The organism is Chitinophagales bacterium, assembly GCA_017303415.1.
GTDB lineage: Bacteria > Bacteroidota > Bacteroidia > Chitinophagales > Chitinophagaceae > SpSt-398.
Genome location: JAFLBJ010000001.1, coordinates 2,483,273 through 2,500,513, shown reverse-complemented (window position 1 = coordinate 2,500,513; position 17,241 = coordinate 2,483,273). Strand labels below are relative to the sequence as shown.

Genomic DNA, 17,241 nt, shown 5'->3' with positions numbered 1-17,241 from the left:
GGCGGGAAGATAGAGAGAATTCTATTTTCTAAATAAAAAAATTATGGGAGCGGTAAGCGGTCCACGGGTTTAACATATCGGAATTTTACCATGGCATTTTTTTGCTCCGTAGAAGTGATCCTGACCTCGAATCGTTGGGATCCGGCATCTACGATCATCAGCGAGGTATTGGGTGGAATGCGTCCCAGGTTTTCTGCCACCATCACCAATTCCTGATCGGGATCGGACTCATCCAGTTTGATGGTTACCACCAATGGAGCGGCGGTGAGTTTTCTATGCGACAGGACTAATTTCTTATTCAGGTAGACCGAAATGGTGTCGTCATCGATCTCTCCATTATCGTAAAGTTTTACGGTCAGTTCAGGTACTGAAACCGAAATTGTCTTGACCAGCTCATTGGTACGGTCCTTTAATGGCAGCGGGGTAGGCAACGCGGGTCTTTCCACCAGTTTTTCCTGAGGAACCACTACACGAGTGACATTTTCCTTTTTAACCGGTTCCGGATCCTTCTTGACCGTTGGCTCCTGCTTTTTGGGAGTGACGGTCTTGGTCACGGGCTTCGTTACCGTTGCCTTTGTATTATTGGATGGGGCCGGTTTTTTTTCAACGGGTTTATTCCCCGTGCCTGGCGGGTTATTTTTTACGAGAGGTGGGTTGTTTCTCTGTTCGATCTTGGCTCTTAAGGAAGGTTCTACATAAAAGTCGGAGGTCTTGACCCGCCGCAGATATACGGTTCCACCCCCGCAATCATCTCCCTTTTTCGCTCCAAATGCATCTGTTTCATGCGCCGATTTAAACGTTCCTTCCAGAAATTCCTCCCGTCCTGATTTGATAAATTCCAATTGGCAGGTCATGATACAGGAGACAGAGCCCCAGGACATTTTTACTTCCACGGTTTTCATTTCCTGAACAAGGGCCTTTCCACTCGCGGAACTAAAATTGCCGGTAAATACGGCTTTGCCATAGAAGGTGGTATCCAGGTAGGAATAGGTGACACCCGTAAGCCGGTTGCCTCCCGATTGCTCGATCTGTACCTCATACTTGTATTGGGATCCGTTGCCACTGATAAAGTAACCTCTCCATATCCCGGTGATGTCCTGCGATTGAACAGCCTGGGTGGAGAATAACCCTGCAAACAGACAAAACAAATAGACCTTCCTTTTCATCAGGGTGTAAAACTAAACAATTGCGGGCTATTCGGGTTTTATCCTGAGTCTGCTCACTGTTAATTTCTTTTAAAAATGCTACCTTTGCCCCCTTAAATTTCAATCATTTACATGATCAACATAACCCTGCCGGATGGCTCAGTCAGACAGTATGAGCAAGGAGTGAGTGCCCTGGACGTTGCCAAATCCATTTCAGAGGGGTTGGCCCGCAAGGTGTTGGCCGCCCAAATCAACGGAGAGGTATGGGATGCCACCCGCCCTATTTCCGCTGATGCTTCTCTTCGTTTATTGACCTGGGACGATAAGGAAGGCAAATCGACCTTCTGGCATTCCTCGGCCCACCTGATGGCCGAAGCAGTGGAAGCCACCTTCCCCGGAGTGAAGTTTTGGGTTGGACCGGCCACAGAAAACCCTCAGGGATTCTATTATGATATGGACCTGGGTGACCGGAAACTGACTGAGGAAGACCTGAGTAAGCTGGAAAAGAAAATGGCCGAACTCGCCAGACAGAACAACCCTTATGTCCGAAAAGAGGTTCCCAAAACGGAAGCTATCGGATATTTTACCGACAAAGCCGATCCCTATAAACTGGATCTTCTTGCCAACCTGGATGATGGGGCGATCACCTTTTATACACAGGGTCAGTTTACGGATCTATGCCGGGGGCCGCATATTCCGCATACCGGTTTTATCAAAGCGATCAAACTGACCAATATCGCCGGTGCCTATTGGAAAGGCGATGAAAAGAATAAACAATTGACCCGGTTATACGGTGTAACATTCCCGGCGCAGAAAGACCTGGATGAACACCTGCGCCTGCTGGAAGAAGCCCGCAAGCGCGATCACCGCAAATTGGGCAAGGAATTGGGGATCTATACCATGGATGATGATGTGGGCCCCGGACTGATCATGTGGATGCCCAATGGTACGGTCATTATCGAGGAATTGGAAAAATTAGCTAAAGAGACCGAATCAGAAGCCGGATACAAAAGGGTGGTAACCCCGCATATTGCCAAGGAAAGCATGTACCTCACCAGTGGTCACCTGCCTTACTATGCTGATAGCATGTACCCACCCATGGAAATGGAAGGAGAGAAGTATTACCTCAAATCCATGAACTGTCCGCATCACCACAAGATTTTCGCGGCAGAACCCAAAAGTTACCGTGACCTTCCTTATCGCATTGCCGAATACGGAACTGTTTACCGGTATGAACAAAGCGGGGAATTATTTGGACTGATGCGTGTTCGCTGCCTGCACATGAATGACGCCCATATCTATTGTACAAAGGAGCAGTTCTTTGATGAGTTCAGAGCGGTGAATGACATGTACCTCAAATATTTCAAAATATTTGGCATTGATAAATATGTGATGCGGCTATCCCTCCATTCTCCGGAAAAACTGGGGGTCAAGTACGTCAATGAGCCGGAATTGTGGAAGGAAACAGAAGCCCTGGTGCGGGATGTGCTGATCAAGTCCAATATCCCTTATGTGGAAGTTCAGGACGAGGCGGCTTTTTACGGACCAAAGATCGATGTGCAGATTTATAGCGTGATCGGGCGTGAATTCACCCTGGCCACCAACCAGGTTGATTTCTCTCAGGGCCGCAGCTTCAAACTCGAGTATACCACCCAGGATAATAACGCGGAAACCCCCTTGATCATCCACCGGGCACCCCTCGGAACCCACGAAAGGTTCATCGGTTTTCTGCTGGAACACTATGCGGGTAAACTCCCTGTTTGGCTTTCACCGCTCCAGGTCAGGATCCTGCCGATCAGTGACAAATTCCAGGACTATTGCAAAACTGTTTTTCAGCAACTAAAAAAAGCGGATATTCGTGTAGAGATCGACGACCGGAACGAAAAAATCGGCAAAAAGATCCGCGATACAGAAATGATGCGGGTACCTTATATGCTGGTGTTGGGAGAAAAAGAAGCCTCCGAAGGAAAAGTGAGCGTAAGGAAGCAAGGGCAGGAGGGGAAAGGCGATCTTGGTACCATGGACCTGGCCTCTTTCATCAACATGATCGGCGAAGAGATCCGGGAACGCAAAGGAGAATAAGTTTGTTTCGAATGCTCTTTCCCTTAAAAGAGCTGATTCATCAATAAAAAAAAGGTGACCCAAAAAGGGTAAGGGTCCAATTTTATGGCAGTATCAAAAGGTGGTTTCAAACCGGCTGGATCCGGTGGTTTCAACAGACCTAAACCGGGTGGTGGATTCAACAGAGGCCGATTCATGCCTCGCAAAGAAGCTGAACACCGCATCAATCATTTTATCCGTGTACCGGAAGTTCGCCTGGTCGGCGATAACGTCGAAGTGGGCGTCTACTCCATTCAGGAAGCGATGAAGATCGCTCAGGATCAAGCCCTTGATCTGGTGGAAATTTCCCCCACAGCCGTTCCTCCCGTTTGTAAAGTGATCGACTACAACAAATTCCTTTACGACAAAAAGAAGAAGGAAAAGGAAATGAAGGCAAAAAGCAAGACCTCCGAAGTAAAGGAGATCCGCTTTACGCCCAATACCGACGAACACGATTTCGAGTTCAAGTCCAAACACGCCGAAAAATTCCTCAAAGATGGCAATAAGGTAAAAGCCTATGTCCAGTTTAAAGGACGTGCCATCCAGTTCAAAGACCGGGGAGAGCTCCTTCTCCTCAAGTTTGCCGAAAGGCTCGCCGAGGTTGGCGCTCTGGAGCATATGCCCCAGATGGAAGGCCGCCGGATGCACGCGATCTTTGTGCCAAAAGGGAAGAAGAAAGGCGACAAATAGGAAATAAGGAATAAAGAACAGAAAATAAGGAATAAGAAAGTGGGATTTTAGTTTTATTAACATTGATTATCAATGATTTAATAAAAATATTTCGTCACTTCCTTATTCCTTATTTTATCTTCCTTATTTCTTATTTATTTCTAATTTTCTCCTACCTTTGCGCTCCATTTCCTAAACAGGCCCGACAAGGGTCCCGGATGTCCGGGAACGCCTCAAAGGATTCATAATTAAAGCATTCTAAAATGCCTAAGGTAAAAACGAATTCCAGTGCCAAAAAGCGCTTTAAAGTGACTGGCACCGGGAAGATCACCCACCAGAAGTCGTTCAAACGACACATTCTCACCAAGAAATCTACTAAACGAAAAAGAGGTATGCGAATCGACGGTACGGTTCACAAGTCGAACCTCGATTTTGTGAAAAGGCTGTTGAGGCTGAAGTAACAAATTTTATCCTTTGGCTATTAGCTTTTAGCTATCAGCTCATAAGGTAAAAACAGCATTAAGTAGAAAATCAAATCAAAAACTATAGCTGATAGCGAAAAGCTAACAGGTAATAGTAGCAAAAGTCAAAAAATTCGCATATGCCTCGTTCCGTAAACTCCGCTGCTTCCAAAGCACGTAGAAAAAAGATTCTCAAGAAAGCCAAAGGCTTTTATGGTAAAAGGAAGAATGTCTATACCGTAGCCAAAAACGTAGTAGAAAAAGGGATGACCTATAGCTATGTAGGTCGTAAACTTAAGAAAAGGTCTTACCGCCAACTCTGGATCGCCCGTATCAATGCGGCCGTTCGTGAGGAAGGACTGACCTATTCTGAATTTATCAACAAGCTGGCCAAAAATGGCATCGAGCTCGACCGCAAGGTGCTGGCTGATCTGGCCATGAACAATCCCGAGACCTTCAAGGCGCTCGTGGCTCAGGTAAAATAAGCTATTCAGCTTGACGAAGCTGATTTCCTATCCAGCCCGCTTTGCGGGCTGGATTTTATTTTTTTAGCCCCCGAATGGAAAATTTTAAGATGAAATATCGGATAATTCACCAATCCGTTACATTTGTACCCGTTAAAACAATCACTTCCAATCTCAGCACCGGTAAATGAACAATACCTACCACGACCTCGTCCAGCAAACATTTGATTTCCCCCAGGATGGTTTTGAAGTAAAAGATGGGTATCTCGAATTCAATGGAGTCGACATCAAAGGTTTGATCGACAAGTACGGAACACCCCTCAAACTGTCCTATCTCCCTAAGATCGGGATGCAGATCAAGAAGGCCAAGCAGATGTTTGACAACGCGATCAAAAAGCACCGGTATGAAGGGAAGTACTTTTATTGCTATTGCACCAAGAGCTCCCATTTCAGTTTTGTGGTGGAGGAAGCCCTCAAACACGATATCCACCTGGAGACCTCTTATGCTTATGATATTGAGATCATCAAAAAGCTGTACGACAAAAAGAAGATCACCAAGGATATCCATATCATTTGCAACGGATATAAGCAAAAAGGGTACACCCGTCGCATTGCCCAATTATTGAATTCCGGTTTTTCCAATGTGATCCCCGTACTGGATAATAAGGATGAATTAAAAGAATATGCCAAGTCGGTCCGGGTTCCTTTCAAATTAGGTATCCGTGTCGCCGCGGAGGAAGAACCCACGTTCCCTTTCTATACCTCCCGGCTGGGGATCAGGGCCAAGGATATCCTTGAATTCTATGTGGACCGGATCGAAGGATATGAAAGCAAGTTCCAGCTTAAAATGCTTCATATCTTCCTGAACAAAGGCATCAAGGATGATATCTATTACTGGAGTGAGTTGAACAAGATCATCAACCTCTATTGCCAGCTTAAGAAGATCTGCCCCGAACTGGATTCAATCAATATCGGTGGTGGATTCCCCATCAAACATTCACTGGGCTTTAATTACGACTACCAATTCATGATCAATGAGATCGTGCGGAATATCAAGGTGGCCTGTAAAAAGGCCAAGGTTCCCATGCCCAATATCTTTACCGAATTTGGTAGCTATACAGTTGGCGAGAGCATGGCGCATATTTACAGCGTGATTGGTGAGAAGGTGCAAAATGACCGCGAGAACTGGTACATGATCGATTCGTCATTTATCACCACCTTACCGGATACCTGGGGCATTGGAGAACGCTTTCTCCTGCTGCCGATCAATAAGTGGGATTCAGAATACCAACGCGTGGTATTGGGTGGGATCACCTGCGACAGCCATGATTATTACGACTCCGAAGAACATATCAACGAAGTATTCCTGCCCAAGGTCAATAATGGAGAACCGCTTTATCTTGGTTTCTTCCATACAGGCGCCTACCAGGACCAGATAAGTGGTTATGGGGGTATCAAACACTGTTTGATCCCTTCCCCCAAACACATCATTGTTGGACAGGATAAGAATGGAAAACTGGTGGACTGGGTCTATGCCAAGGAACAGACTGCCCAGAGCATGCTCAAGATCCTGGGCTACGTTTAGTCCGGTCTCAGCAAGCCACCGCCATCCCGATCACACCGAGGAGGATAACCGTTTGTATAATTTTTTCCATCTTCATGCGGGAGAGAATTACTTTTATTCCCGCAATCATTTTGCCGCTAAATCTTAATTCCCGTTAACATGAAACGCTTTTTGCTTTTCTTAACATCGTTTTTACTGATACAATCATTCAGCAGGGCCCAATCAAATCCGGCCACGGCCGAGGATTCGGTAAAGGCCGTTGTCAACCAACTTTTCAAAGGCATGAAATCGGCCGATCCGGAAATGATCCGGTCAACTTTTGGTGATAGCGCGATCCTGCAAACCATTGTACGTGGCAGGGAAGGGGTGGATGTAAAAAATGAGAAGGTGGTCGATTTTATCAACTCGATCTCAAGCATTCCTCCTGGGGATGCCGATGAACGCATACGTTTTGAAACCATTCGCATCGATGGGCCTCTCGCCATCGTATGGACGCCCTATCAATTTTATTATAAAGGGCAGTTCAGCCATTGCGGGGTCAATAGCTTTCAACTTGTTCGAATAAAAGGGGTATGGAAGATCCAATACCTGATCGATACAAGGAGGAAGCAGGGCTGCGAGTGAGCATCAGGCTCCACCCTTCAACCGATACTTCTTATTTACTTTCGGACTGGTAAAATACCGGTTTAGTTCTTCCGCCGACATATTATTGGTGAGCTCGACCGGTACATCAATGAGCTGGATCTGTATCTGCTTTAATTCTTCCTTGAGCTTGGCTGTTTTTTTGAGAATATCCGGATCCTTGTCACCCACCCGCATATTATCATTGACCATATATTCCAATCGTTTGATCGAGGTGCGGATCAGGGAAGCCTGGTTCTGCTCAACGATCTTGGTGGGTGCAGCGGCCTCCTTTACAGGAACCAGGGCAACACCTACGCTGGGAAGGACCTTTCCTGTATTCTTGGCCCCCTCGCTGTTCGAGGTGTTCAGGATGGTACCGGCCAGCGCAGAGGTTCCGGAGGTCAGGTCAAAGGCCGTACGGGTGGACTTTGTCTTTTTTAACCGCTTATCCAACTGGAGAAAGGTGTACTTCAATTTCAATACATAGGTCCGGATATTATCGGCAAGCTGATCAAATTCCTGATTCACCAAGGGGTAGTTCAGGGCATTGCGAACGATCAGTTTGATGGTAGCTGTATCCTTGGCCTGGAACCGCGTGGCTCCGATAAAATTCAGGTAAAGGATGCGTTGTTTGCTTTCATCATTGTCCCGGACAAAATCATATCCCGGTGTCCACGTGAATTCATCGTTGCATTTTTCAACCAGGGAGAAACCGGAGATCGTTTCAGAACTGGTAAAGAGAATATTTTCGATCGGGAAGGAGCCTGCCTCACATAGGACACGGAAATTCAATGGCTCGCCCTCATCGATCGAGAGGGTGCTGCTTACCGTAGGTTTAACACGGGATGGAATGATCTCGGTATTGTAAAAAACAAGCGTGATGGAGGTATCGACAAATTCATGTTGGTTGTGCAGGTTCTGTACGCCCAGGTTTACCTTGTATTCAACATCATATTTAAGCTTGCCAGACAGGAAGAATGATTTCTCCGCTTTAAAGGTCATCAGCCCGTTATCCTTATTGATTTTTAAACCCAGTGGTGAATTTTTCAAATACCAGTAATAATCACGCGGGTCTTTATTGATCTGAAATCCATAATTAAGTGTAGAATCAACATGGAGAGTAAAAAAGGGATTCAGGTTGACAATCCGAAGCAGGGTGTCCGTATTCTCCGGAACAGCCACAGCAGGAATGGTATCCCTATGGGCAATTACCTGGGTCAAAGCCTTTTCTGAAAGGAAAAACAAACACCAGATCAGGGCTGCCTTTTTCATCCTTGAATTGTTTTGTTGGGGTTAATTGGATGCAAAATAACTATAAATAAAGGATTATATAACCAGAAAGAATTGAACAGGGCAGGCATAAAAAAACCCATCCCGAAGAATCGGGACGGGGTGTAAACCAAAACCAACTGCTTATGAGAAACTCTTAATGCTTTATAACAATTAGATGCTTTATTAGTTGATAACAATCGCTTTGCTTGTTTCTTTGACTTCTTTTTTCTTCGGAAGGTTTAATGCCAGTATACCATTGACGTAGGAAGCCTGGATACTGGTTGCGTCGATCTGCTCATCAATTGTGAAAGAACGCTTAAAATTCCGGAAGGTATATTCCCGGCGCAACAGTTTTTCCTCCCTGTTTTCCTGGGTTTTTTCCACCGAAATGGTCAGGAGGTTTCCCTCCAGGTTGACTTTGAAGTCCGCTTTTTCAAAACCAGGAGCCACCACTTCCAATTGGTAGGCATCTGCTGTTTCCCGAATATTCACAGGAACCGTTATCCGGCTGGTTGTTTCATTGAAAAATACCGGCAGGTCCTGAAAAATGCTGTCAATGAGGCTGGGTCTGTTATTAAATCTTACGTGTGTCATAACTTTTTAGTTTTGGTAAAGTATCGTCAAAGGCTGTACCATGCCGGATTTTATGTTTTTCTTGTGACGAAATGGAAGGAATTGAATGTGCGAAGCGACAGAATTTCCGAAATGCGGAAATATTTCTGCCATAATTACTTATAACTATTTCGAGGTGGGTTCGTTATTCAAATAATCAATAATTTTGCATTTTAAAATTTTATCTAAACTATATGTATCCTGAAGAGATTGTAATACCGATGAAGGAAGAGTTGACTGAAAACGGCTTTTCCGAATTACTGACGCCTGGTGAAGTGGATGCCCAACTGGGCCAGAACGGGACCACCCTGGTGATGATCAATTCCGTGTGTGGATGTTCGGCCGGCACTGCCCGTCCGGGCGTATTGATGGCGGTGATCAATGGTACAAAAAAACCAGACCACCTGACCACGACCTTCGCGGGCTTTGATGTGGATGCGGTAAAGAAATTAAGGGAACACCTGTTGCCTTATCCACCTTCATCTCCTTCCATTGCCCTTTTTAAGGATGGTAAACTGGTTCATTTTATCGAAAGGCACCAGATCGAAGGACGGCCTGCACAGGTGATCGCGAGCAACCTGATGGCGGCATTTGAGGAACATTGCTAAAATGATGCTTTTGGCTGTTAGCAATTCGCTGTTAGCTATTAGTAACTTACTATCCACATTTTTTTATTTATCAGAAAAGGACTAAAAGCTAATGGCTAATTGCTAACAGCTTTTAACGAAATCCCCTATCTTTCCCCCATGTATCCAAACCTCTATTATGTCTTCAGGGATCTGTTTGGGATGGAAGTTCCTTTCCTTCGGTATGTGAACAGTTTTGGGTTCTTTGTAGCCCTGGCATTTATTCTGGCCGCTGTGGTGTTAACGATCGAATTAAAGCGAAAGAGTAAATTATTACAACCAACCGAGGTAGAAGTGATGGTGGGCAAGCCAGCCACAACCTCGGAGATCCTGGTAAATTTTCTGTTGGGTTTTTTATTGGGGTATAAGATTTTGGGATTATTCCTGATGAGTTCATCGGCTACCGATGATCCGCAGGCTTTCATATTCTCTACAATTGGCAACTGGCCGGCGGGTATCATACTTGGACTCTTTTTTGCCGGCCTGAAATGGTGGGAGAAGAATCGGCAGAAACTTCCCAAGCCGGAAAAAAGAAAATTGCGGATCTGGCCTCACGACCGGGTAGGGGAGATCACGATCATTGCCCTGGTATTTGGGTTGCTGGGTGCCAAACTATTTGACATTTTTGAAAACTGGTCGGATTTCCTCAAACATCCCAGTGATTATTTGTTGTCACCAGCAGGGCTTACCTTTTATGGTGGCCTGATCTGTGCCACCTTGGCCATCTGGTGGTATGCCCGCAAACACCAGATCGGTATGCGCCACCTGGCCGACGCAGCAGCACCCGCCCTGATGATGGCCTATGCAGTGGGAAGGATCGGTTGCCAGGTTGCCGGTGACGGTGACTGGGGTATCTATAATTCTGCCTATGCCACCGATTCAACCGGTGTGGTAACCCGGGCCATGCCTGGCCAGTTTGAAGCCACCCTGAATGAGCATACAACCTATTATCTCAACCATTTTGATGTGGACTCCCTTTCGGAAGTACCCCATAAATCTTTTGTAAAACCCGATTGGATGGGTTTTCTGCCCGATTGGGTGATAGCCTATGATTATCCCCACAACGTAAACGAAGAGGGGATGCAACTGGCTGGCTGTACCGACGAAAAATTCTGTAATCACCTGCCTATACCCGTTTATCCAACCCCCTTTTATGAAACGATAGTTTGCCTCCTGCTTTTTGGGGGTCTCTGGGCCTTCCGGAAACGGATGAGAATGCCGGGTCAAATGTTCTCTGTTTACCTGATCCTGAACGGATTGGAGAGGTTTCTCATCGAAAAGATACGGGTGAACAACAAGCTGGATTGGGGCGGTATTAAGCCCACACAGGCGGAAATTATCTCCACCGGCCTCGTTTTACTGGGAATCGGCCTGTTTCTCTATCTGCGAACCAGGGACAAAAAGGAAAAGATGTCCACCGACTGACGCTGTAAACCAAAGATTTTTCCACAACCGTTATGAGAAACGGGAATTGAAGTGTATTTTTGCAGACAGTCCACGACGGTATTAACTTATCCTTTTCATCTTCCTTGAACAAACCAGTACAATTAATCGTTTATCAAGTAATTAATCAGTATGAGGCAGCTTAAAATCGCTACCCAGATCACGAACAGGGATTCTCAGGCCGTAGAAAAGTATTTGCAGGAAATTTCGAAGATCCCTATGATCACGCCCGAGGAAGAGACAACTTTGGCCCAACGGATCAAAATGGGCGACCAAAAAGCCCTGGATAAATTGGTTCAGGCAAACCTTCGCTTCGTGGTTTCGGTAGCAAAACAGTATCAACATCAGGGTCTTTCCCTGAGCGACCTGATCAATGAGGGTAACCTCGGTTTGATCAAGGCTGCCCAGCGTTTTGACGAGACCAAAGGGTTTAAGTTCATTTCTTATGCCGTATGGTGGATTCGTCAATCAATCCTTCAGGCTTTGGCCGAACAGGGGAGATTGGTGCGTTTGCCCCAAAACAAGATCGGTACCTATAATAAGGCCAATAAAGCCTATATGGCTTTTGAGCAGGAGTTCGAGCGTGAACCCAGTACCGAAGAACTGGCGGATATCCTGGAAATGAGCGAAACAGAGATCAACAATATTTTCCAAAGCAATACCCGTCACACCTCCCTGGATGCCCCCGTGCACGAGGCTGAAGATGTGGCCATGGGTGACCTGCTGGAAGGAAGTGACGATACGGATGAGGATGTAATGAAGGACTCCCTGCGGAATGAGATTCGCCGGATCCTGAAATCCCTCAGCCCCCGGGAAGCAGAGATCGTAAACGCCTATTTTGGCCTTGATGGCGAAAATGGGGTTACCATCGAACAGATCGGGCAGAAATACGACCTGACCAAGGAACGTATCCGCCAGATCAAAGAAAGAGCGATAAAGCGGCTCCAAAAAGCCCGCTACAGCAACGCGCTCAAAGCATACCTGGGATAAAAGACAGCGTTCAATCCCCGCTCAGGCGTGGGATCAACGATAAGCAAATTGATGGGTTAAAGCAGTTCCGTTTTCGGAGCTGCTTTTTTTTAATTTATCTTTAATATCCAAATTGGCGGGTGCCATACCATATACCCTCGAAATGAAAATGAAATTCTTCTTCTGGATTCCTGTTACCCTCTTCCTGTTATCCTGTGAAAAGGGGGTCTCCATTGATCTCGATGACGCCTCGGGAAAATTGGTGGTGGATGCAACAATTGAGAATGACAGAGCGCCCGTGGTCGTCCTTTCCAAAAGCCTGGGATATTTCTCCCAGATAGATGCTTCTATTCTTTCCAATAGTTTTGTACGGGATGCTGTTGTTGCCGTTTCCAATGGCACACGTACCCATACACTCAAAGAATACAGCCTTGATCTGGGGAATGGCAATACTTTGTATTATTACTCCATTGATTCGAATAACCTGGCAACAGCCTTTCTTGGTGAGTTGGAAAAGGATTATACTTTACTCATTACCTGGCAGGGCCGTCAATACCGCTCGCAAACACGGATACCCGCCACCACCCGGCAGATAGATTCGCTTTTTTGGCGACCCGCGCCGGCCGGAAACGAACCCGATCAGGTATCCCTGGTTGTCAGGGCCCGTGACCGTGCAGGACTGGGAGATTATATCCGGTATTTTACCAAAAGAAACAGCGAACCTTTTTATCCCGGAATCACCTCTGTATTCGATGACCAGGTCATCGATGGAGCGTCTTATGAGATTGAAGTGGAAAGAGGGGTGAACAGAAATGAAGAGATCGAAGATGGTTATAATTTCTTTCGCAGAGGCGATACCATCACCCTGAAACTCTGCAATATTGATAAGGCTACCTACGATTTTTGGCGAACCATGGAATTTAGTTATGCCTCCATTGGAAACCCTTTTTCAACCCCCACCCGCATCCTCGGAAATATAGATAACGGGGCGCTGGGATATTTTGGAGGGTATGCTTGTCAGTTCAGGAGCCTGATCATACCCCAGTAACCAACATTGGATTAACACCGTGTCATCCGTCACAGGTTTGTTGCCGGAATCAACCTAATTTTGTCCACCTTAATGAATGAATAGCATGGATAATAATCAAACAGAACATGTACATTGCCTGATCATCGGTTCAGGACCGGCAGGTTATACAGCCGCCATCTACGCCGCAAGGGCCAATATGAAACCGGTGCTTTACCAGGGTATACAACCCGGAGGGCAGTTAACCATAACTACCGAAGTGGAGAATTACCCTGGCTATGCCGATGGGGTTCAGGGCCCGGAAATGATGATCGATTTTGAAAAACAGGCGGCGCGTATGGGCGCCGATATCCGGTATGGCCTGGCCACCAAAGTGGATTTCTCCTCCATGCCATATAAAGTCTGGATCGATGAGGAAAAACTGATCGAGGCCGATGCCGTTATTATCGCTACCGGAGCATCTGCCAAATGGCTGGGTCTGGAAAGCGAACAACGGCTGAATGGATTTGGAGTAAGTGCCTGTGCCGTTTGTGATGGCTTTTTCTTCCGCGGAAAGGAAGTTGCCATCGTTGGGGCAGGGGATACCGCCGCCGAAGAGGCCCTTTACCTGAGTAAGCTTTGCACCACGGTGCACATGATCGTTCGCCGGGATGAAATGCGGGCAAGTAAAGTGATGCAGGACCGCGTAAAGAATACGCCAAATATCAAGATCTACTGGAATTCTGAAACAGATGAAGTTATTGGTGAAAAGACGGTATCTGCCGTGCGGATCAAAAACAATAAGACCGGAGAGAAAACGGAAGTTCCGGTGAACGGGTTTTTTGTAGCGATCGGTCACCAACCCAATTCGGATATTTTTAAAGAGTGGATCGATATGGATGAAGCGGGATATATTAAAACAATTCCGGGTACATCCAAAACAAATGTGGAAGGAGTATTTGCGGCCGGCGATGTACAGGATAAGATCTATCGGCAAGCGGTGACTGCCGCCGGAAGCGGCTGTATGGCGGCCCTGGATGCGGAACGGTATTTGAGCGCCAAAGGACTTTAACTACATTTGCCCTTCAGGTTTACTGATAAAAAATATCCTATGCGTCACCTGGCGAATGGGCGTCCTGACGGTTAAATCAAAACAAACCCAATGTCCACACAACGATTTACCATTGAACTGAACTTTGAGTACGAGGCTTTTCACGGTTTATATCCCAATGAAAAGATAAGTGGGAATATATTTAGTGTGGATATACTTCTATGGATGAACGCCCCACAAGGAAAATTCATAAAGGATATTCAACAGACCGTTGATTATGTAGAGGTATATGGGGTGGTAAAGGCCATTATGGACCAACCCGAAGATCTCCTCGAAACGGTCAGTGCGCGTATCGTTTCCGCGCTGAACCTGAAATACAAGCAGTTAAATGAAATTAAAGTAAAGCTGACCAAGGTAACACCCCCAATTGAGGGGTATTTTGGCACTGTTTCTGTAACCTGTCACGAGACCTTTTGAGTATGGCCAAACCACTCGCAATCATTTTCTTAGTCCTTTCTTCCCTGATCTGTACGGCACAGGATGCAGCCACCCTGATCAAGGAGGCCGATCAATTGGAGGCGTCCCTGAAGGAAGCACAGGCCTATGAGAAATTCAAACAGGTACTCAAGCTTGATCACCGGAACTACTATGCATTATGGAAATGCAGTGAACTATGTAGCCGAATCGGGCGTCGCCAGGCGACCAAAGAAAAACAACTGGATTATTATAAGGCGGGAAAGATTTTCGCCGAAACGGCCATCAAGGTAGATCCCAATAAAGCAGATGGGTATTACGCCCTGTCCGTGGCCATGGGACGGTTTGCTATGACCGAAAGTGGAAATGAAAAAGTAAAAGCCGTAAAGGCGATAAAAGACAATGCAGATAAGGCCGTTACGCTAAATCCCAATCATGGACGTGCCTGGCATGTAGTGGGGAAATGGCATTATGAGGTGAGCAATCTCAATGCAGTGGAGAAAGCGGCACTTAAGATTTTCTATGGAGGTCTTCCTAAATCATCGCTCAATGATGCTATCGCCGCCTATGAAAAGGCTATGAAACTGGAACCCAATTTTGCCTTGAATAATCTCGAAATGGCAAAAGCCTATCACCGCAACAAACAAAACGATAAGGCCATTGCCCTGCTCAAAGCACTTCCTTCGATCCCGGAGAAAACCGAAGATGACAAAGGGATCAAAGAAGAAGGAAAGAAACTACTGGAGAAATGGAGTAAATGATTTTTCCCTGATCTGCATAAAAGGGGTCCCTGTGGACACAGGGACCGATCTAATACTACTGCTGAAATCTAAGGTCTGTGTGCTCTTGTTTGCTTCTGACTGCAATTAAAGGTGTAGGAAGGGGAAAGAGGGACAAGGTTTAGTTAAGAAGAAAAAAGAATAGACAAAGAGGATTTTTTTATCGACAAGTTAAGAATCGGGAATCCAATTATGATTTTACCAGGGCTTGAACAGCCTCGAGGTAACTATCTCCAATGGGCAACTCCAATTGTTGAGGAAGCCTGATCTTTCGGTTGGAAATGGAATGGATCTGATTGACGGAGACGATATAACTCCGATGGATTCGGATAAACTTGTTCTCCGGTAATTTTTCGGCCAGGGCCTTGATCGTCATCAGGGTCATCACGGGTTTGTCATTTAACCGGTGGATCCGTAGATAATCTTTCAAGGCTTCTATATAGAGGATCTCTCCAAAGGGGATGCGGACGAGTTTATATTCTGATCGGACAAACAGTGCATCCTGGGCGCCTTCCTGTGGCGCTTTACGTAGGGCACGAAACTCGATGGCTTTTCGCACGGCTTTTTCAAACCGTTCAAAATCCACCGGTTTTAACAGGTAGTCAATAGCATCCAGTTCAAATCCTTCAAATGCAAATTTGCGAAAGGCTGTGACAAAAATGGTCATTGGTTTCCGTTCCAGGGCCCTGACCAGATCAATGCCTGTGATATCGGGCATATTGATGTCAATAAACAAAAGGTCTACTTCATTCTTCTTCAAAAATTCAGCTCCTGCCACCGCATCATCAAACTGACCGATCAATTTCAGCGAAGGGATCTTGCCAATATATTGCTTGAGGAGGCTAAGTCCCAGCGGTTCATCATCGATTGTTATGCAAGAGAGTGTTGTCAAAAGGTTCTTATAATTGAATGGTTAAATAAAGGGAGTAGTGGGTATTCGTTTCCAGAAAATTCAATTGATGTCGGTCCGGATATAAATGTCTGAGTCGTTCGGCAGTATTCCTGATCCCTATACCTTCACGCTCTGGTTGCGTTGAAGATTGAAACTTACGGTTTTCAGTAATAAGGTCCAACTGACTGCCTTGTATCCTAATCTTTATATTCAGGCTGGATGGTTCATGAGAACTGATCCCGTATTTGAAAACATTTTCAATAAAGGGCAGCAGGAGTAGTGGGGCGATCTTAAGTGAACCCGTATCCCCTTCCACTTCAAATACGAGGGTGGTTTTGCTCCCCAGCCGAAGCTCCTGTAAACTGATGTAATCACGGATGCAACGAAGTTCCTGCTCAAGTTCAACAAATTCCTGTTGTACCTCATCGGTATGATACCGCATGATGTTGGATAAACGCATGATGGCATCCGGTGTATGAGCACTTTGGGAAACCGCCAGGCTGTAGATATTATTCAACGTATTAAAAAGAAAATGAGGATGGATCTGTGCCTTAAGTGAGGAGAGTTCAGCCCTTATCCTTTCAGATTCTGATTTTTCGGCATCAAGTCTGGCCTGTTTGATCCGTTCGATCTGCATCAGGGCCACACCCACGAGGATAATAACGAAAAACAGAAAGACACTAAAAATATCAAATTTGTTTTCCTGGGGCTTGGGCATTCCTTTTATTCTTGCCGGTAATTCAGGAAAACCTTCACCGGTAGGCTCTGCCTGAAACATGGGAGGCATAACAGGTTGTAACAACTGATCAAAGGGTTTATATAAAATAATCCCGATGAGCATGACGACAAGGAGAACCCCATACAGTAAATAATGTTGCCTAAAAAGTAATCGGGGAACAAGGAAATAAGTATGGAAGTAGAATATGAAAAGGAATATTCCAATAAAGATCCAATAATGTTTTTGGCTAAAAAAAGTACCCCAGTCGGTTGGAAAACCTAAACCCGAAAGGAAAACCAATGGTAAACCCAGGAAAAGTAAAAGCAATGCCGTATGCAGGGCAATGGATATTTTGGAAGGGCCCGTCATGCC

Annotated in this window: 18 protein-coding genes; 13 read left to right on the top strand and 5 right to left on the bottom strand. The window is 45.8% G+C overall.

What is annotated here, in order from left to right:
• Positions 1-41 precede the first annotated feature (41 nt).
• Positions 42-1,166, bottom strand: coding sequence for a hypothetical protein (locus tag J0M30_10805; GenBank protein ID MBN8667982.1), 1,125 nt, complete (start codon positions 1,164-1,166; stop codon positions 42-44).
• Between the two features lie 111 nt (positions 1,167-1,277).
• Here J0M30_10805 and thrS point away from each other — a divergent pair, with 111 nt between their 5' ends.
• The 6 genes from thrS (at position 1,278) to J0M30_10775 (ending at position 7,027) form a co-directional block, all read left to right on the top strand.
• The gene (gene thrS, locus J0M30_10800) at positions 1,278-3,227 is read left to right on the top strand and encodes a threonine--tRNA ligase (protein MBN8667981.1); all 1,950 of its coding nucleotides are present in this window, start codon (positions 1,278-1,280) and stop codon (positions 3,225-3,227) included.
• Positions 3,228-3,311: 84 nt separating this feature from the next.
• A complete protein-coding gene (gene infC, locus J0M30_10795; GenBank protein MBN8667980.1) occupies positions 3,312-3,935 on the top strand; it encodes a translation initiation factor IF-3 in 624 nt (207 codons plus the stop codon).
• A gap of 242 nt (positions 3,936-4,177) precedes the next feature.
• Positions 4,178-4,375, top strand: coding sequence for a 50S ribosomal protein L35 (gene rpmI / locus J0M30_10790; GenBank protein ID MBN8667979.1), 198 nt, complete (start codon positions 4,178-4,180; stop codon positions 4,373-4,375).
• Positions 4,376-4,515: 140 nt separating this feature from the next.
• Positions 4,516-4,860 carry a 50S ribosomal protein L20 gene (gene rplT / locus J0M30_10785; protein ID MBN8667978.1) on the top strand — a complete coding sequence of 115 codons (345 nt, stop codon included), beginning with the start codon at positions 4,516-4,518 and terminating at the stop codon, positions 4,858-4,860.
• Positions 4,861-5,026: 166 nt separating this feature from the next.
• Positions 5,027-6,424, top strand: a complete 1,398-nt coding sequence (locus J0M30_10780; GenBank protein MBN8667977.1) for an arginine decarboxylase — start codon at positions 5,027-5,029, stop codon at positions 6,422-6,424.
• Between the two features lie 138 nt (positions 6,425-6,562).
• Positions 6,563-7,027 carry a nuclear transport factor 2 family protein gene (locus J0M30_10775; protein ID MBN8667976.1) on the top strand — a complete coding sequence of 155 codons (465 nt, stop codon included), beginning with the start codon at positions 6,563-6,565 and terminating at the stop codon, positions 7,025-7,027.
• Positions 7,028-7,030: 3 nt separating this feature from the next.
• Here the strand turns inward: J0M30_10775 and J0M30_10770 are convergent, their stop codons facing one another.
• Together J0M30_10770 and J0M30_10765 are read right to left on the bottom strand one after the other, a co-directional pair.
• On the bottom strand, positions 7,031-8,299 hold the full coding sequence (locus J0M30_10770; GenBank protein MBN8667975.1) for a hypothetical protein: 1,269 nt from the start codon (positions 8,297-8,299) through the stop codon (positions 7,031-7,033).
• A gap of 183 nt (positions 8,300-8,482) precedes the next feature.
• Complete coding sequence (locus tag J0M30_10765; protein MBN8667974.1) at positions 8,483-8,893, bottom strand: Hsp20/alpha crystallin family protein; 411 nt, start codon at positions 8,891-8,893, stop codon at positions 8,483-8,485.
• A gap of 212 nt (positions 8,894-9,105) precedes the next feature.
• Between J0M30_10765 and J0M30_10760 the strand changes: the two genes are divergently transcribed.
• The 7 genes from J0M30_10760 to J0M30_10730 all read left to right on the top strand — a co-directional run bounded on the left by J0M30_10760 (position 9,106) and on the right by J0M30_10730 (position 15,241).
• Positions 9,106-9,519, top strand: coding sequence for a BrxA/BrxB family bacilliredoxin (locus J0M30_10760; GenBank protein ID MBN8667973.1), 414 nt, complete (start codon positions 9,106-9,108; stop codon positions 9,517-9,519).
• 138 nt (positions 9,520-9,657) lie between these two features.
• A complete protein-coding gene (locus tag J0M30_10755; protein ID MBN8667972.1) occupies positions 9,658-10,962 on the top strand; it encodes a prolipoprotein diacylglyceryl transferase in 1,305 nt (434 codons plus the stop codon).
• Positions 10,963-11,112: 150 nt separating this feature from the next.
• Positions 11,113-11,970, top strand: coding sequence for an RNA polymerase sigma factor RpoD/SigA (locus J0M30_10750; protein ID MBN8667971.1), 858 nt, complete (start codon positions 11,113-11,115; stop codon positions 11,968-11,970).
• Between the two features lie 142 nt (positions 11,971-12,112).
• Positions 12,113-12,997 carry a DUF4249 domain-containing protein gene (locus tag J0M30_10745; GenBank protein MBN8667970.1) on the top strand — a complete coding sequence of 295 codons (885 nt, stop codon included), beginning with the start codon at positions 12,113-12,115 and terminating at the stop codon, positions 12,995-12,997.
• 85 nt (positions 12,998-13,082) lie between these two features.
• Complete coding sequence (gene trxB, locus J0M30_10740; GenBank protein MBN8667969.1) at positions 13,083-14,027, top strand: thioredoxin-disulfide reductase; 945 nt, start codon at positions 13,083-13,085, stop codon at positions 14,025-14,027.
• A 90-nt stretch (positions 14,028-14,117) separates the two neighbouring features.
• The gene (gene folB / locus J0M30_10735; GenBank protein MBN8667968.1) at positions 14,118-14,483 is read left to right on the top strand and encodes a dihydroneopterin aldolase; all 366 of its coding nucleotides are present in this window, start codon (positions 14,118-14,120) and stop codon (positions 14,481-14,483) included.
• A gap of 2 nt (positions 14,484-14,485) precedes the next feature.
• Positions 14,486-15,241, top strand: a complete 756-nt coding sequence (locus J0M30_10730) for a tetratricopeptide repeat protein (GenBank protein MBN8667967.1) — start codon at positions 14,486-14,488, stop codon at positions 15,239-15,241.
• A 208-nt stretch (positions 15,242-15,449) separates the two neighbouring features.
• Here the strand turns inward: J0M30_10730 and J0M30_10725 are convergent, their stop codons facing one another.
• Both J0M30_10725 and J0M30_10720 read right to left on the bottom strand, forming a co-directional pair.
• On the bottom strand, positions 15,450-16,151 hold the full coding sequence (locus J0M30_10725) for a response regulator transcription factor (GenBank protein ID MBN8667966.1): 702 nt from the start codon (positions 16,149-16,151) through the stop codon (positions 15,450-15,452).
• Positions 16,152-16,158: 7 nt separating this feature from the next.
• A complete protein-coding gene (locus J0M30_10720; protein ID MBN8667965.1) occupies positions 16,159-17,238 on the bottom strand; it encodes a histidine kinase in 1,080 nt (359 codons plus the stop codon).
• Between the last annotated feature and the right edge of the window lie 3 nt (positions 17,239-17,241).